At 36.4% G+C, this 25,892-nt stretch carries 14 protein-coding genes; 12 read left to right on the top strand and 2 right to left on the bottom strand.

Annotated features, from left to right (window positions below):
* From ACEXOE_RS18850 to ACEXOE_RS18820, 7 genes are all read left to right on the top strand, one after another.
* On the top strand, positions 1–2,339 hold a 2,339-nt coding region (locus ACEXOE_RS18850; RefSeq protein WP_394750403.1), incomplete at its 5' end, for a non-ribosomal peptide synthetase family protein.
* Between the two features lie 96 nt (positions 2,340–2,435).
* Positions 2,436–5,510, top strand: coding sequence for a cyclic peptide export ABC transporter (locus ACEXOE_RS18845; protein ID WP_394750402.1), 3,075 nt, complete (start codon positions 2,436–2,438; stop codon positions 5,508–5,510).
* 62 nt (positions 5,511–5,572) lie between these two features.
* The gene (locus tag ACEXOE_RS18840) at positions 5,573–6,922 is read left to right on the top strand and encodes a serine hydrolase domain-containing protein (RefSeq protein ID WP_394750401.1); all 1,350 of its coding nucleotides are present in this window, start codon (positions 5,573–5,575) and stop codon (positions 6,920–6,922) included.
* Between the two features lie 151 nt (positions 6,923–7,073).
* Positions 7,074–8,054 carry a TauD/TfdA family dioxygenase gene (locus tag ACEXOE_RS18835; RefSeq protein WP_394750400.1) on the top strand — a complete coding sequence of 327 codons (981 nt, stop codon included), beginning with the start codon at positions 7,074–7,076 and terminating at the stop codon, positions 8,052–8,054.
* 15 nt (positions 8,055–8,069) lie between these two features.
* Positions 8,070–8,855, top strand: a complete 786-nt coding sequence (locus ACEXOE_RS18830; RefSeq protein WP_394750399.1) for an aspartate/glutamate racemase family protein — start codon at positions 8,070–8,072, stop codon at positions 8,853–8,855.
* 45 nt (positions 8,856–8,900) lie between these two features.
* Positions 8,901–9,863, top strand: a complete 963-nt coding sequence (locus tag ACEXOE_RS18825; protein ID WP_394750398.1) for a cupin-like domain-containing protein — start codon at positions 8,901–8,903, stop codon at positions 9,861–9,863.
* 18 nt (positions 9,864–9,881) lie between these two features.
* Positions 9,882–10,634 carry a thioesterase II family protein gene (locus ACEXOE_RS18820; protein WP_394750397.1) on the top strand — a complete coding sequence of 251 codons (753 nt, stop codon included), beginning with the start codon at positions 9,882–9,884 and terminating at the stop codon, positions 10,632–10,634.
* 24 nt (positions 10,635–10,658) lie between these two features.
* Here the strand turns inward: ACEXOE_RS18820 and ACEXOE_RS18815 are convergent, their stop codons facing one another.
* The gene (locus ACEXOE_RS18815; protein WP_394750396.1) at positions 10,659–12,017 is read right to left on the bottom strand and encodes a sensor histidine kinase; all 1,359 of its coding nucleotides are present in this window, start codon (positions 12,015–12,017) and stop codon (positions 10,659–10,661) included.
* Positions 12,007–13,386 (bottom strand): sigma-54-dependent transcriptional regulator, encoded by a 1,380-nt coding sequence (locus ACEXOE_RS18810; protein ID WP_394750395.1) that lies wholly within the window; start codon positions 13,384–13,386, stop codon positions 12,007–12,009. The genes ACEXOE_RS18815 and ACEXOE_RS18810 overlap by 11 nt, the downstream gene beginning before the upstream one ends.
* Before the next feature lie 273 nt (positions 13,387–13,659).
* Here ACEXOE_RS18810 and ACEXOE_RS18805 point away from each other — a divergent pair, with 273 nt between their 5' ends.
* From ACEXOE_RS18805 to ACEXOE_RS18785, 5 genes are all read left to right on the top strand, one after another.
* Positions 13,660–14,910 carry an efflux RND transporter periplasmic adaptor subunit gene (locus tag ACEXOE_RS18805; RefSeq protein ID WP_394750394.1) on the top strand — a complete coding sequence of 417 codons (1,251 nt, stop codon included), beginning with the start codon at positions 13,660–13,662 and terminating at the stop codon, positions 14,908–14,910.
* Between the two features lie 39 nt (positions 14,911–14,949).
* Positions 14,950–15,639 carry an ABC transporter ATP-binding protein gene (locus ACEXOE_RS18800; RefSeq protein ID WP_394750393.1) on the top strand — a complete coding sequence of 230 codons (690 nt, stop codon included), beginning with the start codon at positions 14,950–14,952 and terminating at the stop codon, positions 15,637–15,639.
* Between the two features lie 26 nt (positions 15,640–15,665).
* Positions 15,666–17,003: a TolC family protein gene (locus ACEXOE_RS18795; protein WP_394750392.1), complete on the top strand. Its 1,338-nt coding sequence runs from the start codon at positions 15,666–15,668 to the stop codon at positions 17,001–17,003.
* A gap of 334 nt (positions 17,004–17,337) precedes the next feature.
* Positions 17,338–25,095: an amino acid adenylation domain-containing protein gene (locus tag ACEXOE_RS18790; protein ID WP_394750391.1), complete on the top strand. Its 7,758-nt coding sequence runs from the start codon at positions 17,338–17,340 to the stop codon at positions 25,093–25,095.
* 69 nt (positions 25,096–25,164) lie between these two features.
* A complete protein-coding gene (locus ACEXOE_RS18785; RefSeq protein WP_394750390.1) occupies positions 25,165–25,845 on the top strand; it encodes a DUF5672 family protein in 681 nt (226 codons plus the stop codon).
* Positions 25,846–25,892: the final 47 nt, after the last annotated feature.

Raw genomic sequence — 25,892 nt, 5'->3', positions numbered from 1 at the left:
GTGCGGCCTATGTCCCGATCGACATGGACAACCCCGAGTCCCGTATCTCCCACATCGTCGGCGACAGCGGCTGTGTTACGATCTTGGGGGAAGGGGAGCTGGAGCGTTTCGTCTCGTCGATGGAGGGTTATCCCGACACGCCCCTTGGGCGCGTTACGGGTAGGGACGATACGGCCTATGTGATCTATACGTCGGGCTCCACGGGCCGTCCCAAGGGCGTGCTGGTGCCCCATGGCGGGCTTTCCAACCTTATACGCTCGCAGTGCTCCCTCTACGGGATCGACGCCACGGACCGCATCCTCCAGTTCTCCAGCCTGGGCTTCGATGCCTCCGTGGAACAGATATGGATCGCGCTCTGCACGGGCGCCCGTCTGGTGCTGGTGGACCGTGGGACGCTCTTGGACGGGGAGCTGTTCGGTGCCTACCTCACGGACCAGGAAATCACGCATTTAGATATAACACCTTCTTATCTGGAGGGCATCGGCCTCGGGGACCACGCCCCGCTCCGCCGGGTGGTCTGCGGTGGGGAGGAGTGCCGCGCCGGCCTTGCGGACCGCTATAGCGGGAAATACGATTTCTACAACGCCTATGGCCCCACGGAAGCTACGATTACTACTTTTATGAAACATGTCCGCACCGAGGTGGGCAAGGGGGGCAGGGTGCCGTTGGGGCGCCCGGTGGCGAACACTTATGCCTATGTGCTCGACGGTGGGCTCTCGCTGTTGCCCGTGGGCTGCATCGGGGAGCTCTACATCTCTGGTGCGGGGGTCACCAAGGGGTACCTGAACAGGCCCTCGCTGACGGGCGAGCGCTTTCTTCCGGACCCCTTCCGCGAGGGCTGTCGCCTCTACCGCACGGGGGACCTTGTGCGCTGGCTCCCTGACGGGGACCTGGAGTTCATCGGCCGCCGCGACGGGCAGGTGAAGATACGGGGCTACCGTGTGGAGCTGGGAGAAATAGAAAACATGTTTCATAGCTACAAAGATTTATTGGAACAGGTTATCATTGATACACATAGAGAGCATAATAATACATTCCTAGTTGCCTATATTGTATTGACGAAAACAGGAAACATTAATGAAATTAAACAGAGGGCATTCGAAGATCTTCCAGGGTATATGGTACCTTCATACTATATGCCAATAGAAACTATTCCGCTTACCACGAATGGAAAAATAGACAAATCTAGTTTGCCCTCGCCAAGACTTGAGATCGGTGAAAATCTTATTCTTCCGAAGACCAATATTGAAAGGGCCTTGGCAGAAATATGGTGCGATATACTTAGCATAGGGAAAGAATTTATAGGCATAAACTCCAATTTTTTTGATTTAGGGGGACATTCCTTAAATGCTACAAAGTTAGTGCATAGTATCAACGAGAAATTTGATGTTAAGATTCCTCTAGTAGATATTTTTTTAGCAATAAATTTAAAGGAATTAGCAAAAAAAATACCCTTATATAAAAATGACAAAACCGCAAATATTAAAGAACTTGTTCGGTTAAAAGAGGTCAAAAAACCTAAAAATAATATCTTTTTCATACATGATGGAAGTGGAGATGTACATGGTTATATTAAATTGATCGCGCAACTAAAAAACTATAATTGTCTAGGGCTTTGCAGTAAAAGTATACACCATAGCTATCCGATGAACATGAATGTTGTGGATATGGCATCAAACTATATTGATAAAATTAAAAAAGTGCAGGCTTCGGGGCCATATATTATTATTGGATGGAGTTTTGGGGGCATTTTAGGATATGAGATTGTTAAACAACTGGAAAAATCTGGAGATGAAATTAAAAGTTTGATAATGATAGATACCGATTTTACGGTAAATGATGAAATCAAGCGTAGAGAGTTTAATCTTGAATCGGAAAAGGAATTTTTAAGAACGAATCTTCAAAATAATATTGCAAATGACAATACTTTTGAAACAATGGAAGAATTATGGAATGAAACTGTAAAAGTTGTTTCATCTTCCAAGATGTCCTTTGAGGAAGTGCAACATCGAATTCCTAAATATGTTTATGATCTTATTCCTATGGAGGAAAGAGATGACCCCAAGATGATCATTCGTACAATGAATACGGTTCGATCCTTAGAACGGACATTGTCTGGTTATACTTTAAATGGAAAAATAAACACCAAAATAAGCTATTTTTCAGCCTTGGATTCAGATTGTCGTTATCAAGATTTTTCCAATTTCACCAATGAAATGGAAGTAATCCAAGTACAAGGAGATCATTTCTCGATGATGAAGTCGCCCCATGTTCATGAATTGGCAACTATTATTATGAAACACTTAGCGCATTCTATTTCCAATCCTCTACTAGATTAATTGCCGACAATACGCACTTCTACATTTGTATTTTACTTTTTAAACAAAACTTTAATAGTCAATACTTCTAAGGATCATTTGACCTATACATGCTATATGAATACACAAGTAAAACTTAATATTATCCTTCTTTTAAAAGCAATACTATTTTGCTTTTTTTCAAGTCAGGTTGTTTTGTCACAATCCTTGGATACGAATGAACTTTTGGAACAGATTGATCAGGAAGTAATGCATCTAATGCAGAAGGGGGATATTCCCGGACTTAGCGTTGTTATTGTACAGGATAATCAAGAAATAGTAAGAAACTATGGCTTCGCAAATGTGGAAGAAGAGATACCTGTAAGCTCAAATACACTATTTGAACTGGGGTCTTGTAGCAAGGCTTTTACCGCTTTGGCCGTAATGCGATTGGTAAAGGAGAAAAAAATAGATTTAGAAGATAAAGTTTCAAAGTACGTACCATGGTTAAGTTTGATGTATGAAAGGGAAAAGGTAGAAATCACTATTCAACAGTTACTACATCACACGACTGGAATACCATGGACAACCATTTCTAAAATACCGGAAGGTAATGATGAAAATGCACTAGAACATACGGTACAAAATTTAGTAGGACAAGAACTAAAACATTATCCAGGTGAGAAGTTTGAATATGCTACTATCAACTATGACGTATTGGCGCTCATCATTCAAAAAGTAAGTGGAGAAACATTTGAAGATTATCTCAAGGAAAGTATAATAAGGCCTTTGGGTTTAACAAGTACAACCATTGGTACTCCTATCGATACCACTTTTTTTTCAAAAGGATATAAGATTGGTTTTTTTAAACCGAGAACATATAATGCGCCCAGATTTAAAGGAAATAATGCAGCGGGCTACGTTATTTCTAATTCCGTAGATATAGCGAAATGGTTGAAGCTGCAATTAGGCATCATACCATCTGAATTATATGATTTGATGCTTTTGACCCAAGAAAGGGACAGAAAAGTGCCTCTTCATAATATGTCTGCATATGCCATGGGTTGGGAAGTGTCTTTAAATGGTACGGAAGAAATACAGCATAGTGGACAGAATCCAAATTTTACTTCCCATCTTATTTTAAAACCTAAACAGGGGATCGGGGTAGGCGTACTAGCAAATTCCAATAGCACTTATACGCCTATTATTGGCGATATAATTATGAAAGTATTGACACAGCGTTCAACGGAAATTGATTTTGATCCAGGAGATAGAAATGATAAAACTTTTTCGATTCTTTCTATGACCATTGGAATCTACATTTTTGCTGTTTTGGCCTTTCTGATATGGCTAATTATAGATGTGGTAAAAGGAAAAAGGAAGTATGAAGGACTGTCCTCGGTAAAATTAAAACGATATGTATTAGCAATAGTCAAGGTAATCCCTTTTTTATATGGCTTATATCTTCTTCCGATGGCCATGGCCAAATTCGATTGGAATACGATATTGATCTGGACACCTATAAGTTTTTCCAGTTTTGTTGATTTGACCATTGCAGCTATTGCCATAAGCTATGTTGCTCATCTGATCAGTTTGTTCTTTCCACATGAGAATGAATATAAGCGAATTGGTCCTCAACTTTTATTGATGAGTATTTTATCTGGAGTTGCCAATGTGGTTGTCATAATCATGGTTACTTCGGCCATAGGTTCGGATATTCCCTTTGAATATATTCTTCTTTATTTTTCATTGACTTTAGGTGTATACTTATTGGGAAGAAGATTTGTTCAAATAAATTTGGTTGGGTTTACAAGAGGATTAGTGTATGATTTACGATTACAGCTCATTACTAAAATTTTGTCTTCTTCTTTTCAGAAGTTTGAAAAAATTGAAAAAGGAAGGGTGTATACCGCTCTTAATGACGATGTGACTGTGGTTGGAGGTGCTACACATACGTTTATGAATGTTTTTACTAGTACAATAACCGCATTGGGTGCCTTTCTTTATCTAACTTCCATTGCCTTCTGGGGCGCTTTGGTCGTTATTTTCTTTATACTGATTATGGTTACGCTTTTCCAATATCAGGTAAAACGAACAAATGTGTACTTTGAAGAGGCCCGTGATGAACGTAATGTGTTCATGAATTTGGTAAGTGGAATGATTGAAGGCTATAAAGAAATTAGCCTACAACGCAAAAAACGACAAGAATTTAAGCAGGATATAGCCAATAGTGCAGATACGTATCGGAAGAAAACACTTATTGCCGATATTCATTTCGTAAATGCATTTCTGGTCGGTGAATTGATTCTTATTCTGCTATTAGGGTTGGTAGCTTTTGGTATTCCTGAATTTTTTCCAAGTATAAAGATTTATACTGTTTTAAATTTTGTGGTAGTATTGCTTTACCTCATAGGACCTATCAATCGTATTGTTGATGCCGTACCCATTTTTATGGAAATTAGGGTGGCATGGAATAGAATCCATAAATTTTTGGGAGAGGTATCTACCAAAAACAAAATGTTGGAAGTACAGCATACCAAAGTATTAGATGTTGAAAGTATTGAAGCGAAGGGAGTAAGTTTTAAATACGGTCATGGTCAAACTGCTTTTGAAGTTGGTCCAATAGATCTTAAGGTAGAAAAAGGAGAAATTCTTTTCATTATTGGAGGGAATGGAAGTGGAAAAACCACCTTTGCCAAATTGCTTACAGGCCTCTATGAAGCAACCCATGGAGAGTTTAAAATTAACGGAATACCTATTGAAAGTAGCGAATTGGGGGAATATTTTTCTACAGTGTTCAGCCCATCTTATTTATTTGAAAAACTTTACAACGTAAATACAGCGGCGGAAGAAGGGAAAGTACAGGGAATTTTAAAGCGATTGGATCTTGCAGAAAAAGTACAGATTGAAAATAATACCTACAGTACTATTGATTTATCTGGTGGTCAAAGAAAACGTTTAGCCCTATTACAGTGTTTTTTGGAAGATTCTCCTATTTATCTCTTTGATGAATTAGCTGCTGATCAGGATCCTGTTCATCGTAATTTCTTCTATAAAACTTTGCTGCCTGAAATGAAGAGAAACGGAAAAATTGTTATAGCAATAACCCATGATGATCATTATTTCGAGATAGCGGATAAAGTAATGAAAATGGATCAAGGGCAATTGAAACTCTGCAATGATGATTTCTTGCTTTATGAATTACCCAAATGACCTACAACGTCATTAACCTCACGAATACTTATTGTAAATCATATCAATTTAATTTAAAAATCATGAAGGACAACTATTTGAAAATCGAAAAACATGTAAAGAATACCTTTTCGAAAGGACATTTTTTATTTACTCTCCTCATATGTATGGGGATTGCACAGCTGGGAAATGCACAACAAGACAAATCGTTTATAACGAAAGGAAAACAGATTAAGGTATCCGAATTTAATAAGGAGATAGAACATTTGAGAAATATGTCTGGAGTACCGGCAATTTCTTTGGCGGTAATCGAAGACAATAAGGTCGTTTTTTCAAATGTTTACGGTTACAAACAAATGGATAAGAAAATAAAGGCAGATGAAAACACAGTGTTTGAAGCATGCTCTTTAACCAAGCCTTTTCTTATATCTGTAATCTATCAACTTGTAGAAGAAGGTCGCCTGGATTTGGACAAGCCAATTTCCCATTATTTAAAGAGTTATGAAAAATTAGATCATGATAAAAGGACAAAGTTGGTCACTACAAGAATGATATTGAGCCATACCTCGGGAATTGAGAATTGGAAACGTTATAACGACCCTGATGTTTTGGAATTCTTAAGTGATCCAGGAGAAAAATTCGTGTATTCTGGTGAAGGATTTGAGTATTTGGCCTCCGCAGTGGAAGTTATTTTGAATGAGCAATATTTTGACTATATCACTAGAATGGTTCTAAAACCGCTTGGATTAAAAAATACGGTCATGGAAATAGCCGATAAATCCGGGGATAATGTGAAAACAAGGGGAGCAACGGACAATTATGCTTTTGGACACGGTGTTTTAGGAGGAGAGCAAAGGAAATATATGCTTACCAAAGAAGACAAAATACCAGGAGGATTGATCCATACTACTGCAGGCGATTATGCCAAGTTAATAGTATCTTTTTTTGATGGAAGTTTAGTATCGAAAAAGAGTGTTGCCGAATTACAGAAACCCATAGTCAAATTATATGAATTTGGAGATATCAATGTTTCTATGAGTTCTGGACTTGAATTAAAAGTATTACCGAATGATACTATTGTGGGCTTCAGTGGGAGTAATTTTGGCTATAAAGCCGAGTTTTTGTACTCTATTAAAAGTAAACGGGGATTTGTGTATTTTACCAATAGCGACTTAGGAAAGACTATGTTGGCGCGAATCAATGAACTCACCAGTGGTTTTGATTTAGACCTATATAATCCAGATTTTCAGACTTTTTATCCAGTTACTCTTGACATGATACGGGTATATAGGGAAGACGGCGAATCCGAAATGTTTAGACAGCTAATCTCCCTAAAAGAAAAGGGCAACTTGAAAAAAGATAATTTACGGGAATTGTCCCAAGTATTTGAAGAAAAAGGAGAAAAAATAGTAAAACGTATTTTGGCACTGTAAAGAGAAATATGATAACACAACCATAATCTTACAAAGTGTCCCCTTTCTTTTAATACACTTCAAAAATCAAAGTATTATATTCTTTATACTATGATTTCATCTAGCTGGTTAAGCTTCAACGATCAGCAAATAATATTAAATCAATTTACTTATGGATCAATTAAAAACATTCCTTAAACAGGAGAGAGGGGTATATGACCATACCACTTCATTACCTATAGAAATTATTTTGGCCGACCTTTCAAAAGAAGAGTTCATTTCATTTTATAGAAAAAACAAAGAACTTATTGAAAATAATTTAATGGTACATGGGGCCATAAAATTCAGGGGCGTTGCCATAGATTCTATAGATAGTTTTCAAGAAATAACACATTCCATTTCCACCAAGTTTTTAAGCTATATTGATGGGAATTCTCCGCGTACCAAGTTAACAGGAAGTGTATATACTTCTACAGAATATGATGCTTCTCAAAAAATAACGATGCATAATGAGCTTTCATATTCCAAAAAGTGGCCTGGTAAAATCTTCTTTAGTTGTATTACTCCTGCTCAAATGGGAGGAGAAACTTTATTGGCCGATAGTAGGACAATACTACAAAAAATGGATAAAGAGATAGTATCTGAAATTGGTCGAAAAGGAGTTACTTATGTCAGAAACCTACATGGGGGGACCGGCATGGGCCCCTCCTGGATGGATACTTTTGAGACAAATGACAAACAAGAACTGGAAAATTATTGTACATCATATGATATCGACTTTTCCTGGAAAGAAAATGATTTATTACATGTAAAACAATCAAGCAAAGGGATTCTTCAACACAGAACGACAAATGAATCGGTTTGGTTCAATCAAATTGATCAGTTCCATCCATTGCATTTGGGTGATGAATTATATGAAACGATGTTGTTAATGTATGAATCTCCAGAAAACTTTCCCATGTACGTCACCTATGGGGATGGAACAATAATACCTTCGGAAGTAATACAAAAAATCTTAGAGACTATAGAAATAGTGACCGTTGCACCTCAATGGGATAGGAACGAATTGCTAATGGTAGATAATGAACTTATAGCCCATGGAAGAAATCCTTTCAAAGGAGATAGAAAGGTAGTAGTAGCGATGTCTGAGTAAAAGAAGGGATTTGCTATGAAACCTATAGACGAAAAAACGATTGGAATTTTGGGGGGCATGGGACCTAAAGCAGGAATAGCCCTATACGATTCCATAACATCGCAAACAAAGGCCAACAGAGATCAGGATCATTTATCCGTTATCTTAATGTCTTTTCCGAAAGAGATGATCGATAGAACGCAATATCTTGAAAATGAGAATTTAGATAATCCAGCATTTAAGATTGCTGAATCTATTAAAAAATTGGAACTCGCAGGTGCTGAGATAATAGGGATAGCTTGCAATACAAGTCATTGTCCTAAAATTTATAATGAAATTCTTCGACAACTCCAACTACGGAAGTTTAATGCCAAATTATTGAACATGCCAACAGAGACATGCAAGTTCATAAAGAGCAAATGCGCCAAAAGTACCAAAGTAGGCATAATGGCAACTAACGGAACAATTAGATCGGGTCTGTATCAGGATTTACTTATAGAAAATGGATATACCCCAGTAGTTCCGGAAATTGAATTTCAAAAAAAAGTAATCCATAGATTGATTTATGATAAGGAATTTGGTATAAAGTCCAAACCTAATCGCATTTCAAAAGAAGTATTGCTTTTGTGGAACCAGGCAATTCAATTTTTTAAGAGTCGTAATACGGACATTGTTATTTTGGGTTGTACTGAACTCTCATTACTTCTTAAGGAATATGAAGAAAAACATATTATGCTTGTAGACTCTACAAGTATAATGGCTTCTGCACTAATACGAGAGGCTAGAGTGAAGGAAAAGCTCTTGAGCACTGCAGAGCGTTGAGGAAATCAACAAGAGATAACATCAATTTAATTTAAAAGTAGACCAATGGAAAATTATAGTATTGAGGAAAAAAAAATTGATAAATTTCAGGATTATGAAAAAAAACTCCTGAACGTTATACCTCAATTAAACAATGCTAGAACGGTGGTAACACTAGATGCCAGAACCTTAAAAGAATCTGATTTCAGAAAGAATTGGCTTCATAAAAATAAAGCCTGTCTCATTAAAAATGCTGTTGAACACTGGCCAGCAGTACATCAATGGAAAGATAAGGAATACTGGTTGTCGGCCTCCAGTGATTTCAAAGTCAAGACTAATTTTCATAGTAATTACAATCAAGAAACAAATATTGAAGGAAAATCTGAAATAACATCATTTCATGATGCTATAGAAAGGCTCCACGAAAAAAAAGATGCAATATTTAGTATCCCTGGAGAGTGTATTGAAGAAGGAACCTCCCTAGCTAAAGTAAATGCCGAAATTGGAAATTTTAAGTTTTTGTCAAAAGTAAAAAGACCGCGGTCTTATTTTCATAAACGCATCTTTATATACAGGAATGCCGCTACCGCGTGGCATTATCATAATGTTGACGAAACACTGATGTGCCAGGTTAATGGGGCAAAAAAAGTAGCCTTATTGACCCCAGAAATACCACGCCCCAAATATGTTTCAAACTTTTTGACCCAAGAATTACAGCTAGAAGGAGATACTTTGGATGACAACATAGATTTACGGCCATTGATAGTAGAGGTAGAGGAAGGAGATGCCCTATACATACCACCATATTGGTATCATGCTGTTGTTCCCAGTGACAATGAAATTGGCTATACATTGGCATTTTGTTGGAGGAGTCCATGGCATAAATTGGGGGACTTTTCGAATTTCTTTGTCCGAGAGTTGTATAAAAAAGCAATATGGCCTGTAAACACCCTTACTTTTGTATTTCCTTTTTTGGGCGCATTTGCTTTTATGAATTTTTTATACCAAAAACTAACAAGAACCATTTGATTTTTAAATTTTTTCCTTATGAAAAAAATAAAACTTTTTTGTTTGCCCTATGCTGGTGGATCTTCAGTAATATTTAGCAAATGGAAATATTTAATTCATGAAAATGTAACGCTTGTACCCATAGAATTGGCAGGAAGAGGAACTAGGATTCATGAACCGCTTTATCCTAATATTAAGGAAGCGGTCAATGATATTTTTAATCGCGTAAAAGTGGAAATAGGTGAAGGTGATTATGCTTTTTTTGGACATAGTATGGGAGCATTGTTAAGTTATGAGCTAGCACAAAAAATTAGTAATCAAGGATTGAAGCCTCCCATACACATGTTTTTTTCGGGGCGTGGCGCTCCACATGTTAAACCGCTCAAAGAAAAGAAATACCATCTTTTAAACGAATCGGATTTTCGATCTAAAATACTTGAACTGGGCGGAACACCTCCTAGTTTCTTTGATCATCCAGAGCTTTTAGAGCTTTTTCTTCCGGTATTGAGAAATGACTTTAAGTTGGCTTCCCATAATTTCACCAAAAGAAAAGTAATACCGTTACCATATGATATTACCGTATTTGTCGGAAAGGATGAAGATCTCTCTGCGGAACAGATTGATGGATGGAAAAAACACACTGAAAAACACTGTCAAATACACTATTTTAATGGAGGTCATTTTTTCTTGAACGAGGAAGTAGAGAATCTGGTGCATAGGATATACTTAGCTTTGTATGGTGATGAAAAGAATCAGCGTCATAGCCCCGAATTTCAGAATGAAGTGAGTTAAAATATTCTAGTATCCTCTCTAAGATCAAATTTTAATAGTAAAAGTTGTTTTCACACCCGGCGTAGAAATAACGCTTAAACTTCCATTATGCATTTGAACGATCTGTCTCGATAGGCTCAAGCCAATTCCAGATTCTTTTTTTTTGGTTGAATAAAATGGAATAAAAATTTTGTCGAGAGCTTCTGGAATAATTCCGTCTCCATTATCGACAACCTCAATAATGGTGATATCTTCAGATGCTTTACGACCTCGAAGTTCAATACCGGGGTGAGGGTGCTTGTGAAGGGATTCCAGAGCGTTTTTCATTAGATTGATGATAACCATTTCAATGAGTTCTTGATCTCCCCAAAGCTGAATATCAGAAGGGGAAACGGATTGCCTATAGTTCATATGGGGAAAAGAAAGTTCTGTCTTAAGTAGGGTTGACACATTATTGAAACAAGCTTTTAACGAAAAATAACGAAATTGAGGTTTGGGAATATTGGTATAATCTTGATAAGCATTAACGAAATGTATTAAACCTTTTGTCCTAGTAGCAACCGTATGAAGGCCTTCTCTTAAATCTGTATAACTTTCACTGTCCAGAATGTAATAATCTTCCTTCTGCACTAGGTCTTCATGAAGCACGTTTAGCATCGTGGAATTGAGAGAGGCAATTGGATTTATGCTGTTCATGATTTCGTGACGTAATACTTTACTGAGATTTTGCCAGGATTCCAATTCTATCTTTTGAACCTCAGGATAAATATTTTGAAAAGCCAAAAGTTTAATGAGCTTGTTTTTAATTTTTATAGAAGTGGCGTTTATAGCAAGTTGGACCCCTTCTTCTTTATGGAAGAGTGTGCTTCTATTTGGTCTTAACTCTGTAATTGTTTTATAGAGTTCGGGCTGTAATGGCATGAGTTCCTGTACATTTTTGATTTGTTTCAGGCTTAGGTATTTTTTCGCATTTTCATTGACCAATTCTATGTGCCCCTTTTTATTATAGGCAAGTAAACCTGTATTTACTTGTTTTACTATAGTGCTTAAATATTGAATACTTTCTTGTTTTTCGGTACGTTCTTTTCTGAAGGCATCCAGAACTTCATTAAATGCATTGTTCAATTCCCGAGTATTGGCTCCAGGTTGATTGGTTGAAGAAAATTTTAATGTAAAATCAGAATAACGGATAGATTCCAAGAATAGTAATAGTCGATTATGAGTAGCAATACTAAATTTAAAGATCTCTGAAATTTGAAAAAATATGAACACCAATAGTATCGTTGAACCAATGTAATTGACATACTTTGGCCCTTTGAAGAAAACATAAATCAATGCACCCAGAGATAGGGTCAAAAAGATGATTCTGAAAAAAAAATATGTTTTAAATCTGTTAAAGCTCATGTTTTTCCAATCTTCTATAAAGAGATGCTCTGGTTATTCCTAATTCGTTAGCAGCCAGTGTCATGTTACCATGATATTTTTTTAAAGCTTTTTTGACAAGAATTTTTTCCGCTTCGTTCAAGTTATACGTTTCAATGATAGCAGCGTCATTGGCATTCGATTGTGTTTGGGAATTGAAATCCAAATGTTCTGGCTGAAGAATTTTGACATTGCTCATGATTACTGCTCTTTCAATAGCGTGTTGCAGTTCCCTGATATTTCCTGGCCAGTTATGTTTGTTCATTCTTGAGATAGCCGCATCACTTATCTTAGAAACATTTTTACTGTATTTTTTAGCATAAGTGGTCATAAAATATTCTGCGATAAGAGGAATGTCTTCGATTCGTTCCCTTAGTGGAGGGACATTTATTTCAATGGTATTTATACGATAGATCAAATCTTGGCGAAAAGTATTTTGTTTCACCATATCGTATAGGGACATGTTGGTAGCACAAATAAGGCGAATATCTACTTGAATTTCCTTGTGGGAACCCACCCTACATACTTTTCTATTTTGTAGAACAGTCAATAATTTGGCTTGAAGAGGGAGCGATAAATTCCCTATTTCGTCCAAGAAAAGAGTACCTCCAGAAGCAATTTCAAAGCGTCCTGGCCGATCTTCTTTGGCGTCTGTAAAAGCGCCCCTTTTGTGACCAAAAAGTTCACTTTCGAACAGTGATTCGGAAACAGAGCCTAGGTCAACGCTGATGAACGGCTCACTGGCTCTATCGGAATTTCTGTGTATTGCCCTAGCAATAAGTTCTTTTCCAGTGCCATTTTCGCCTAAAATTAGGACGTTGGCATCTGTTTTGGCTACTTTGTCGATAATGGAAAATACTTTTTGAATAGCAGTACTGTTGCCTATGATATCAACGTAGTTGTGATTGAGTTGTCTATTGAATTCTCGTTGTTTTATTTTGAGGTTCTTGAGTTCAATTTTGTTTTCGCGGAGCTCCAAGGATGCATAGATAGTAGCCAATAGTTTTTCGTTCTCCCATGGCTTCAAAACAAAATTGGAAGCCCCAGATTTAATGGCTTGCACAGCCATTTGAATATCGCCGTAGGCAGTCATTAAAACTACGGACATTGAAGGGTCGATCTCTAAGATTTTATCCAACCAATGAAAACCTTCTTTACCACTGCTTAAATCTTTGGTAAAGTTCATATCGAGCAAGACTAAATCATAGGTTTCATTCTTTAGTAAAACAGGAATGGATTCGGGATCTGGAGACAAATCAATTTGCAAGAAATGCCGTTTTAAATACATTTTGGCGGCTTTTAACAAGTCTTCATTATCATCAATAATCAATATTTTTCGATTCTTCTGCATAGTAGACGTGAATTTTCGGAATTATAGTAAAATTGTATTACAATTCTGATATAAGAATAAGAAAGATAAGGCATAAAATCAATAAAATAGATTCTTTTGTTAAAAATATATTCTCTGGCTTTATGTTGATCGTTCCTGAACATAAGTGTACGTTTTCGAACACTAAAAGAATATAGGATTTTCAAGTAAATAGTTATAAGAAACTGATAATCAAACATATATGATAATGGCATGTCTTTTGTCTAAAGAATGGTGTGCTTTAAAGGTATTTTTATGGATAGAGTTGTAAAAAAGAAAAAATGGGGAAGGAAAAAGATAGTCTATACTGTTTTGGGGGTAGGCGTATTGGTGATAATTATTTTTCAATTGTGGTTTTCCGGAGATGGTTATACTTTGGAGATTGACGAAAATCAGGTGACATTTTCCGAAACGAAACGGGAAATATTCCAAGAATATATTGTTCAGACCGGTGCTATTGTGCCAAAGAAGACCTACTATCTGGATGCAGTTGAAGGAGGAAATATTATTAAAACATTTAAAGAGAGCGGAGCTATACTACAAAAAGGAGATCCCATAGTAGAATTGGAGAATATAAATTTGAAATTGAGTGTTCTGAGTCAGGAAAACTCACTTAATGAACAAATAAATAGAGTTAGGACAACAAGATTGCAATTAGATCAGAATTACCTTTCCCAAAAACAAGAACTCGCGGAAATAGAAAATCAAATACAAATATTGAGACCTCAATATTATAGAGATAGTATTATGTCTACCAGAGAACTGATTTCGGATAAAGAATTTGAAAAAACAGAAGCCGATTACAGATATAATACCAAAAGAAAAGAATTTACCTATGAGTCTTTCAAGAACGATTCCACTTCGCGCATGTTGCAATCTAGACAATTGAACATGTCCGAAGCAAGCATGATCGAAAATTTGAGGGGAGTTCGGAAAATCCTGGATAATTTAATCATAAGGGCTCCTATAGATGGTCAATTATCTACTCCCGAACCGTTACAAGAAGGACAAAATGTCAACAAAGGAGATCGATTGGGAGAAATTGATGTTATTGGCACTTACAAAGTACGGGCACAAATAGATGAGTTGTATTTGCCGAGAATTGCGGTAGGCCTTCAGGCCAACACAACATTTGCAAACAATACACATCAATTGGTAATAAGTTATATCTATCCTACTATAAAAAATGGAAAATTTGAAGTAGATATGGAATTTGTAGAGGAAGTACCGGAAGGAATTAAAAAAGGGCAATCTGCAAGATTGAAGATCGCCTTGGGAAAGTCCTCCGAACAATTGGTAATTCCAACAGGAGGGTTTTATAATACTACAGGTGGAGATTGGGCCTTTGTGATAGAAGAAGGAAAGAATAGGGCAACAAAAAGAATTATTAGATTGGGAAGAAAAAATTCTGATCAATATGAAGTTCTGGAAGGATTGGAACCTGGAGATCGAGTAATAACATCTTCCTATGAAAATTTTGGAGATGCCGAGAAATTGGTATGGTAATATCGCCTAATAGAATCATAAATTAAAAAATTGGAACTAATGATACAAATGAAAGAATTAACAAAGGTTTATGCCAGTTCAGAACTGGAAACTACAGCCTTGAATAAAATTAACATAGAAGTGAAAGATGGGGAATTTGTTGCTATTATGGGGCCATCTGGCTGTGGTAAGTCAACCTTACTCAATGTGTTGGGGCTTTTGGGAAGCCCATCTGGAGGAGAATATTGGTTCGGGGAAAATGAGGTGGCCAAGTTTTCGGAAAAACAACGTTCAAAATTAAGAAGAGGCTCTATAGGTTTTGTTTTTCAAAGTTTTAATTTGATTGATGAGCTCACTGTATATGAAAACGTAGAACTTCCTCTTTTATATCAGAAAGTACCTAAAAGCGAACGGATTGAAAAAGTAGAAGTCGCTCTGGAACGCATGAATATTATGCATCGCAGAAATCATTATCCTCAGCAACTATCGGGAGGACAACAACAACGTGTGGCTATTGCTCGAGCCATTGTAACAAACCCCAAAATTATCTTGGCGGACGAGCCTACCGGAAATCTCGATTCTACCAATGGCGCGGATGTGATGAATTTGCTGGCAGAACTCAATAATGATGGAGCGACCATAATTATGGTCACACACTCACCAAATGATGCACATTACGCGCATCGTATTATCAATCTCTTTGATGGAAAAGTAGTTTCTGAAAATATCAACGCAGAGTTTAAGATATAATTTCCTGAAGTTAAATGACCAAATATATGATTTGGAGTGACAAATATCCAATACTCTTGTTTTTTCTTCTCCTCTTAATGAGTAGCTTTTCCCATGGGCAATACAAACTCACATTAAAAAAGGCTATACAGATTGCCGTAGAAAAAAATATAGAAGTAGAGAAGGCTGAAAATGATTTTAAGCTGGAAAATAAGAGAAAACTTAGAAGCTATTCAGAGCTGTTCCCAACTTTTTTTGTCACGGGCAGCGGGAATCGTTCTACAGGTCGGAATTTTGACCAGGTTGCTGGAGAAGTGAGAACGGAATCCGGAAACTTTGCCAATGCGGCATTGAGAACAAATTGGGATATATCAAACCTTTTAAATAGCATTGCAAAGTTAAAAGCATCCAAGCACAATTCCCTATCAAAATTATGGGGACTAGAGAATGCCAAAGATTTTGCCATTCTCGAAGTGGCGAGGAATTATTTTGAAATATTACAGAATACGGAACAGAGGGAAATTTTTGTAAGCTCTATAGAAGCTCAGGAAAAGAATTTAGAAAGTACCGAAGAGCAAGTAACGTTGGGACTCAGGACAAAACAAGATTTTTACACACAGAAAGCAGAATTGAGTAATCTCAAATCCATGCTGCTCCAAACCGAAAATCTAATAAGTAATGGTAAAAGTGAATTAATAGGATTGTTGCGTTTAGAAGTGACCAAAGATATTGAGTTGGATTTTGAATTTTCAGAAATTGAGTTTGATTCAAGCCTTGGTTCTAAAACTACGTCAGAATTGTATGAACAGGCATTACTTCATAGGAATAGTATAAAAAGTTCAGAAGAAGATGTAAAGGCTAAAAGAAACCTTCTTAGACAAAATAGGGGCTTGTATTATCCATCTGTTTCTCTATTTTACAATTATGGAACCAATTTCTCTTCTTTTCAGGAGGGTGACTTTAGGCAGCAATTTTTTACGGATAATATTACACAAGTATTAGGCTTTTCTGTGAATATCCCAATCTTTAATGGTATGCAAACCCGTACATCCGTAATTGAAGCAAAGATAACATATGAAAATGCGGTTTTGGATTATGAATCGCTTAAAAACAAAACCTTTGTTGAAATCAACAATATTAATAATACAATAAAAGCAAATTTACAGGAACGCACTTATCGTACAGATCAACAGGAGGCTTCTAGAATTGCTTTTGATCTAGAACAACAAAAATATGATTTGGGAGCGGGAACCCCGGTAACTCTAGCCATAGCTCAAAGAGATTATATTGAGGCGCAATTGCTATTGAATCAGGCAAAATACCAGCTAAAATACAATCAGTATGAATTGAATTTCTTTTGCGGAACTATTCAAGAAAAAATGTAGAAGCAATCAATCATCTTTTTTTAAACCTTGGTCTCGAAGTGAATTTTGAGGGAAATTGAATTATACGTAATTAAGAAAAATATCAAGAACTCTCTTTAAAATTCGCTGAATATTAATTCAGGATTCACTGTAATCGGAGAAACCATTAAATCTATACTAGCTTTTGATACGGACTATGCCCACTAAATAATGCGACTATCATTAAATAGCGCATAAAGAAGCATGGTAAGCTACACCTCTCTTGAAACATGCCAACAACCCCTTTTTTATCGAATCCCTAAAAAAGATTCCAATACGCTAGACTTCTTATTACAACCTTAGAAACAAAATAATCATGACAAAGAAACTTGAAAAAGCCAATGTCCAGGAAATTTATGAGCTTAGTATGGTTCAAAAAGGAATCTTGTTCCATTATTTGGAAGAACAAGATAAAAACTTATATAATGTACAATTGTCTTTTAAAGTACAAGGTCCCTTAAATTACCATGCGCTTCAACAAGCCTTTTGGGACACCCAAAGGGAAAATGAAGTATTGCGTTCTGTTTTTCGGTGGGAAGAAGTAAAACGACCTATTCAGATTATTCTTAAGAAATACGACATCACCCAAAACTTTGAAGATATATCGCAACTAGAGACGGTTGAAAAGAAAAGTAAGCTTGCGGAAATGATTAAGGAAGATCAAGAAAAAAGATTTGATCTTAATAATTTGCCCATAAGAATAGGAATAATAAAGATCGCTGAAGAGGAATATGTTTTGAATATTACACACCATCATATCCTTTATGATGGATGGAGTACAGGCATATTTTTAGAAGCTTTTTTTGGAAAATACAATCAATATAACAAAGGTCTGCGCCCCATTCATAGTGTGAAGGCAACGTACAAAAGGGCTTATTTGGAAATCAAAAAGAAATACGACCCTGTTAAGAGCGCAAAATTTTGGAAGACGTATTTGGAAGGATATGAACCCAACTTGCTATTTGAGCAAAAAAGGAACCCTTCTAGCCACATGAACAAAACCTCCAAAGCTTCTTTCTCCTGGGAAATGGAAAGGTTAGAAATTTTTTCTAGGAAAAACAAGGTCACAAAATCTTCATTGATCTATACCATTTACGGCATTTTGCTCATGAAGTACGGAAATGTATCGGATATCATTTTTGGTATATCAGTTTCGGACAGGGATGCTACTATGGAAGGTTTGGAAGAATTAATGGGAAATTTTGTCAATACGATACCCCTTAGAATATCGGACCCAGGGAATACTTCTTTTCTAGAACTAGTACAGAGAATACACAAGAGATTGATAGTAGGGCAAGAGTATACCAATACATCATTAAATGAAATTTATGAAATGCTTAATTTCAAAGGGGTTCGAACATTGTTTGATTCTACAATGGGGGTAAAGAATTATTCTATCAATAAAGAATTGATCCATAACGTAGATGGTCTGGAATTAGCGTTGAACGGGGTGTACGAACGGACTAATATCCCATTGGCAATAGATGTATATTTTGAAGATGAACTGCGATTGGAATTTAATTATAGTCATGTCTTTTTTGAGGAGAACGATATTCATACGTTAGCGGAACACTTTTTCAGAATCTTAAATCAAGCTTTTGATGCTCCCCATAGTCCTATAGATGACATAAAAATACTTTCGAAAAAAGAGCGAAACCATATTCTGGAAAAATTTAACGAAACTACATTGGAATATAACTTCCAAGAGACGATTATTAGTTTGTTTGAAAAACAAGTAGCGCAAAATCCACAGAATTTTGCTGTGAATTATGAAGGAAATCGCATTACGTATAAAGAATTGGCAACTCAGGTTGATCAAGTAGCACAGGGCCTCCTAGAAGTTGAGGATGCTCTCAAAGAGTCCGCCCACCCGATCGGAATAATGATAGATCCTTCAATAGAGATGATAATAGCTATTTTGGGCATACTGAAATCGGGAAACGCTTTTTTACCGCTAGACCCACGTACTCCGGATGGGAGATTGAAATCAATAGTATTACAGTGCAAGACCACAGTTTTACTTACAAGTGAAAAATATTTAACTCAGCTCAATAGGAACATAGGGAACATTGCTAAACCCTATACCATAGCAAGTATAAACGTAAATAAGAAGAATGTGGAATGGGCTAAGAAAATAGCCTTGTCACCAAGTAATCTGTTATATGTTCTCTTTACATCGGGAACTACTGGAGAACCCAAAGGTGTGCGAATCAATCACAAAAATATGGTTAACTATGTATATTGGAGCAAAGATTTCCTGCATCTAAGCACTAGGGATAAGTGGTTGTTGGCCCAACCTATTTATTTTGATGCCTCTTATACGACCATCTTTGGAGCACTTTTATCTGGAAGCGAATTGCATATTGTATCTAGGGAAATGTATGTGGCTCCTTTGGATTTACTAACCTATATAGACCAGCATAAAATCACACATTTGAAAATGGTGCCATCTCTTTTCGCAACACTAATCCAAACAGAGGAAGGTTGCAAATTAAAGTCTATAAAAAAACTAATTCTGGGAGGCGAAGGGATCCGGGTAACTGATGTTCTGAAAGTTATGAATGTTTCTGAAACCATAGAAGTAATCAATCATTATGGGCCTACAGAAGCCACAGTAGGTACTGTGGCCACTTATATTGATCGGAATACTTTGGAGGATTTTGAAAAGCGACCCATTATTGGAACACCAATTGCAAATAGTAGAATTTATATTTTGGACAAACTATTAAATCCGATGCCCATAGGTATGAAAGGAGAACTATATGTAGCAGGTGTGGGCGTGTCGGAAGGATATTTAGGAGATCGCACCAGGACATCGGAAAAATTTATTGACAATCCATTTTATCCTGGGACAAAAATGTATGGCACCGGTGATTTGGCGCAATGGAATTCCAAAGGTCAAATAGAGTTTTTAGGGAGGAAAGACTTTCAGGTTAAAATTAGAGGGCATCGCATTGAATTGGGAGAAATTGAGAGTAAACTATGCTTGCTTAAAGGTATTGATAAGGTCATTGTCCTTGCTAAAAAAGAGAATGATAATTCGTATTTGATCTGCTACTATGTTTCCTCGACCCATATTGAGGAGGAATCTTTAAGAGAATATGGAAAGCTGCATTTGCCAGCTTACATGATTCCAACATACTTTATGCGCTTGGATGCGATGCCCGTCACAAGTATAGGTAAGATCGATAGAAAAGCTCTTCCAATCGTCGAAAAAGTATCGAAAAGTACATACTTGCCTCCAAAAACTAAAGAAGAGGTAGTTTTAGCCTCCATTTGGAGTGATGTTCTTGGAGTGGAAAAAATTAGCATCACTGATAACTTCTTCCTAGCTGGCGGAGATTCTATAAAATCTATTCAGATTAGTGCAAGATTGCGAAATGTTGGATATAAAGTCGCTGTAAAAACCATTATGGATAACCCTACTATTCATGAACTATCTCGAAAAATAACTCCCCTAACAGTCCATAGTGATCAATCTAAAATGCAAGGTGACTTTGGGCTTAATGCTATACAACAGGAATTCTTTCAAGTTCAAAAAGAGGAAAGACATCATTATAATCAATCCGTACTTCTACGTTTTAAAGAAAAAGTCACGAAGGAATTTGTAGCAGAAATCTTTAAAAAGATAATTGAGCATCATGATGGCCTTAGAGTGAATTATGAGATTAAAAATGGAAATGTCAAACAGTTTTATAGGGAAGAGGACCTGCCTCTTTCTCTCGAAGAATACATGATTTCAGATGAAACCGAGCTTGTATTGAATACCTATAAGGATAAAATTCAAGCCAGCATCGATTTAGCAAATGGATCCTTGATAAAATTGGGACTTTTTCATGAAAAAAATACCAGTCAATTATTGATTGCAATACATCATTTGGTAATCGATGGAGTCTCTTGGCGCATATTGTTTGAGGACATTGAAACCTTATATCAGCAAATCAAGATGCAAAAAGCACCCAAACTACAGGATAAAACAGATTCTTTAAAAGTATGGCAGGGAAGCATATCGGATTATATCGTGTCAGCGCAGTATCAAAAAGGGAAATTGTATTGGGAAAGGTTTAAGGCAAAACAATTTCCAAGAATCCCCCATGACCTTGAAAACGGAAGCTTTTACCGCAGAGATTTTAAAAACAAAACTTTTCGCTTAAACAGAAATTATACGAGTAGATTGTTAACAACGGCAAATAAACGCTTCAATACAAGAGTTGACGATTTATTGCTTACAGCATTGTTGTTGTCGGCACATAAACAATTTGGAAATACATTGTTAGGGGTAGACCTGGAGTCTCATGGTAGGCAAGATTTAATGAGCAACCTTGACGTCAGTAGAACAATAGGTTGGTTTACGAGTATTTATCCAATTATTTTGGAAAAAAAGGGAACGACTTGGGGTACGGTAATCACGGAAGTCAAAGAAATGTTACGAGCTATTCCAAATCATGGGATAGATTATATGATAGGAAGATTCTTTGATTCTTCAATTCCTAATCCAGAAAGAAGACCTCAGATGAAATTTAATTTCCTGGGACAATTTGACAACGATATTCAAGGAAAGAACTATACGATTTCCAATGATTATAGAGGTGTTGAAGTTTCTCCAGAACATATTCAAACAGTAGATTGGGATATTTGGGGGCTTGTTGTTTCGGGTATACTTGAGATGAATTTGAATTACAACACTACGCTGTATCATGAGGATACGATAGATAGTTTTATTGATGGTTTTGAACGGAGTATAACAGAAGTCATAGATTATTGTTGTTCTGAAGACCAAGTAGAATTAACAAGATCTGATCTTACCTATACGGAAATTAAAAAGGATGAGCTTGAAAGATTGAAGAACAATTATGTGTTTAGCGATCTTTATACGTTGTCGGGGATGCAAAAGGGGATGTTGTTTCATTGGACTTTATCCAAAGATTCTGCAGATTATTTTGAACAAAAAGTACTTTATTTTGAAGGGCACATTGATGAAGTTTTATTAGAGCAAAGTTTAAATCAATTGATTGATAGACATGAAGCTTTACGAACTGTATTTGTTCACGAAGGTCAAGAAACACCCGTACAGGTAGTTTTACGCCAAAGGAAAATTGATTTTAGCTATAAGAACGTCCAGAACGAAGTGTTGGAAAAAGCAGAGGCGAAAGTGTTACGAAAATATAAGGAAGAGGACTTAAAGCGCAAATTTGATATACGTTTTGACTGCCTGATCAGAGTAACACTTTTAAAAACATCAGATACTAGGTATAAATTAATATGGAGTCATCACCACATCATTATGGATGGTTGGTGCTTAGGGATTCTTTGGAAAGATTTACAACACTTTTATTTAGGAAGACAGCAACGTACAGAAACCTTATTACCTCCTTCCAAAAAATATAAGGACTATATACTTTGGTTACAAAATCAAGACAATAAGACTTCTTTAGACTATTGGAAAATGTATCTTGAAGATTTTGAACAGCCTTCCAGTTTTCCGAAACTGGCTCTTGAAAAAGCAAAGGAGGCCGTTTATTCACCAGCGCATGTGGAGGTGGTAGTCAACAAAAGTACAACGGATGGCCTGAAAGAGTTGGCAGGAAAATACGAAGCAACACTAAATACACTCTTGCAAACAGTATGGGCTTTGCTTTTGAGTAAATATGCCAATCAGGATGATGTTGTTTTTGGATCTGTTGTTTCTGGAAGACCTTCTGATTTAGAAGGAGTAGAGGATATGGTAGGGTTGTTCATTAATACGCTTCCCTTGCGTATGCGTTTTAATGAGGATGATACTGTGACTTCTGTTTTGCAACGACATCAAAATAACAATGTCAAGAGTTTATCACATCAGTTTGTGCCCTTAACAGATATTCAATCCCTTCATAATTTAGGGAGGGCCTTGTTCGATCATATTTTTGTATTTGAAAATTACCCGATATCAACTGCGATGAAAGGTGCAAAGCTGGGTAGCGAGAAATACGGTGGAGCAACGATGACCAAGGCTGACATTTTTGAACAAACCGGTTATGATTTAACCGTTATAATCAATCCTGGAGATACGTTACGAATAAAAGCAAGCTACAATGCAAACGTCTATGCTTCCACGACAATAAATCGAATTCTGGAGCAATTTGAGTGCCTCATAGAAGGGATATTATTAAAACCTAACCAGCAGCCTCAAAAGGTTTCCATGGTTAAAAAGGAAGAACATCAACAACTTATAGCACTTTTAGATCATCAGAATGTAGATTGGCCAAAAGAAACCAATTTAGTGGAACTGTTCGCTAAACAGGTAAAACTATTCCCTTCTAAGGTAGCCTTGAAGTTTGAAGATAAAGAAATGACTTATGCTGAATTGGATCGTCAATCCAATCAAGTAGCCTCTGTTTTGTTACATAAGGGGATTGTACCAGAGCAGTTGGTCGGAATACTACTAGATCGTTCTTTAGAAATAATTGTGGCCATACTTGGAGTGCTAAAGGCAGGTGGAAGCTACATGCCCATAGACATAGATTATCCAGAGTCTAGGATTGCCTATATGTTGGAGGATAGTCAAACTGAATTGCTTTTAACAAGTAAGGCCTTAAATCTGTATACAGACCCTAAAGATATTGACATGATTTATATGGAAAATATTGAGGCTGAAGATCTGCCAATAGCGGCATTACCTAAAAATTACAGACCTGAAGGACTGTGTTATGTTATATATACCTCTGGTACCACAGGAAATCCAAAGGGAGTTATGGTATCCCATCGAAATATGGTCAGATTGTTTTTTAATGAGAAATTTCAATTCGATTTTTCATCTTCAGATGCATGGACTATGTTTCATAGTCCATGTTTTGATTTTAGCGTATGGGAAATGTACGGTGCCCTTTTATTTGGAGGGACTCTTATTGTAATACCTAAAATGACTGCAAGAGATCCCTATAAATATCTACAATTGTTGCGAAAATATAATGTGACCGTGCTTAATCAAACGCCAAGTGCTTTTTATAATCTTATTCATCAAGAGATTCAAATTGGTGAGCCAACGTTAAAGGTTCGATATGTGATTTTTGGGGGTGAAGCACTGAATCCTGGAAAATTGAGACCGTGGAAAGAACGATATCCTGAGACCAAATTAATCAATATGTTTGGTATTACGGAGACCACTGTGCATGTGACCTACAAGGAAATAGGGAATTATGAAATTCAGAATAATATCAGCAATATAGGAAGACCTATTCCTACCCTATCTGTTTATGTTTTAGACAAACATCAAAGACTACTACCTGTAGGAGCAATAGGCGAAATGTATGTTGGAGGAGATGGCGTTGCAAAAGGCTATCTTGGAAAAGTAGAACTAACAAAAAGAAGATTTATTAAAAACCCCTTTAAAGAAGGTGAGCTATTCTATCGCACAGGAGATTTGGCCCGTATTTTAGAATCGGGAGATATTGAGTATATCGGAAGAATGGATTCGCAAACCCAACTTCGTGGTTTTAGAATTGAATTAGGAGAAATTGAAAATTGTTTATCCAATTATCCCGGAATAAATGAAGTAATAGTGCTGGTGAATGGGGAAGCCGAAAATAAGCATGTAATAGCCTATTATACCGCGGATCATGAAAAGGAAATCATGAAGATGAGGACCTATCTTTCCAAAAAACTTGCGGAGTACATGGTGCCGTCTTACTATGTTTATTTGACCAGTATTCCCCTTACGACCAATGGAAAATTGAACAAAGCACAGTTGCCCGAACCAAATTTTGCCGAGATAAAGTCATCGGCTTTTGCCAAGAACGATGTTCAGAAAAAACTTGTGCGTATTTGGGCAGATTTATTGAACTTAAAACAAAATCAAATAGGGATCCATACAAACTTCTTTGACCTAGGGGGCAATTCCTTAAAACTCATGGGAATGATAGATAAGATACATCGGGAATTTGATATTCGGATTACGGTAGCAGATGCTTTTACGTATCCAATAATTTCCCTTTTGGCAGAATTTCTTAATGGAAGCGATGAAGAAGAATTTTTGGACGATTCTCAAGTGGAGGAAATGAGTGAAGCCATTGATATTTTTAATCAATTAAATGATTGAAAGGATAAAACTACATACATGAAAAGAAGGTTTAGCGTAAAATAATTTTGACATTAAAGCATATGAATTATGAAAAAACTTAATAATGTAACTCTTTTGGGTATTGATTGTATAGATATAGAAAGGCTTGTCGTAGCGGCTGAAATTAGCACCAAAAAAATAGAGTTTGGAGCAGTCAAATTGTTGAGTAATTTAACATATCCAAATTATGATATTATTAAAATTCCAAAAATTGACAGTATTGAAAAATACAGTAAATTCATGATTAAAGAACTCTTTAAATACGTTGACACGGATTATGTCCTGATTTTTCAACATGATGGATTTGTTTTAAACCCTGATAATTGGAGTGATTCTTTTCTTGAATTTGATTATATAGGAGCATGTTGGCCTTGGTATCAAGACGCGTATGACATTGGGAATGGAGGTTTTAGCCTACGAAGTAAAAAGCTGTTAAAAATGCTCGCTCATGACCCATGTATCTTTGAGTTTCATCCTGAAGATTATATTATTTGCAGAACCTATGGTGCATATCTACGAAAACAAGGGATTAAATTTGCGTCTCGTGAAATAGCCGATAAATTCAGTCTTGAAAAGGAACGATGGGAGGGGCAGTTTGGATTTCATCAGGCAGATTTATCCAATTGGAACATCAATGAATATCTAGATAAGTCAAGATTTTCAAAATACTATGAATTGTTTTATGAAACATTTCCCGATGCATTATTTAAAGAAAGAAACGTGGTTTAAAGAAAATGTGTTGCTATAACTTCTAAAGAAAATAATGTCATTAAGAG

Origin of the sequence: Spongiimicrobium salis (assembly GCF_043678055.1) — a bacterium.
GTDB lineage: Bacteria > Bacteroidota > Bacteroidia > Flavobacteriales > Flavobacteriaceae > Spongiimicrobium > Spongiimicrobium salis.
The sequence above is the reverse complement of the archived record's forward strand: the minus strand, read 5'-3'. Positions and strand labels throughout refer to the sequence as shown.

What these genes read in the sequence shown, in the direction of transcription:
- ACEXOE_RS18845 (WP_394750402.1), top strand. Translation starts at nt 2,436, where the DNA reads ATGAATACACAAGTAAAACTTAATATTATCCTTCTTTTAAAAGCAATA.
- ACEXOE_RS18840 (WP_394750401.1), top strand. Translation starts at nt 5,573, where the DNA reads ATGAAGGACAACTATTTGAAAATCGAAAAACATGTAAAGAATACCTTT.
- ACEXOE_RS18835 (WP_394750400.1), top strand. Translation starts at nt 7,074, where the DNA reads ATGGATCAATTAAAAACATTCCTTAAACAGGAGAGAGGGGTATATGAC.
- ACEXOE_RS18830 (WP_394750399.1), top strand. Translation starts at nt 8,070, where the DNA reads ATGAAACCTATAGACGAAAAAACGATTGGAATTTTGGGGGGCATGGGA.
- ACEXOE_RS18825 (WP_394750398.1), top strand. Translation starts at nt 8,901, where the DNA reads ATGGAAAATTATAGTATTGAGGAAAAAAAAATTGATAAATTTCAGGAT.
- ACEXOE_RS18820 (WP_394750397.1), top strand. Translation starts at nt 9,882, where the DNA reads ATGAAAAAAATAAAACTTTTTTGTTTGCCCTATGCTGGTGGATCTTCA.
- ACEXOE_RS18815 (WP_394750396.1), bottom strand. Translation starts at nt 12,017, where the DNA reads ATGAGCTTTAACAGATTTAAAACATATTTTTTTTTCAGAATCATCTTT.
- ACEXOE_RS18810 (WP_394750395.1), bottom strand. Translation starts at nt 13,386, where the DNA reads ATGCAGAAGAATCGAAAAATATTGATTATTGATGATAATGAAGACTTG.
- ACEXOE_RS18805 (WP_394750394.1), top strand. Translation starts at nt 13,660, where the DNA reads ATGGATAGAGTTGTAAAAAAGAAAAAATGGGGAAGGAAAAAGATAGTC.
- ACEXOE_RS18800 (WP_394750393.1), top strand. Translation starts at nt 14,950, where the DNA reads ATGATACAAATGAAAGAATTAACAAAGGTTTATGCCAGTTCAGAACTG.
- ACEXOE_RS18795 (WP_394750392.1), top strand. Translation starts at nt 15,666, where the DNA reads ATGATTTGGAGTGACAAATATCCAATACTCTTGTTTTTTCTTCTCCTC.
- ACEXOE_RS18790 (WP_394750391.1), top strand. Translation starts at nt 17,338, where the DNA reads ATGACAAAGAAACTTGAAAAAGCCAATGTCCAGGAAATTTATGAGCTT.
- ACEXOE_RS18785 (WP_394750390.1), top strand. Translation starts at nt 25,165, where the DNA reads ATGAAAAAACTTAATAATGTAACTCTTTTGGGTATTGATTGTATAGAT.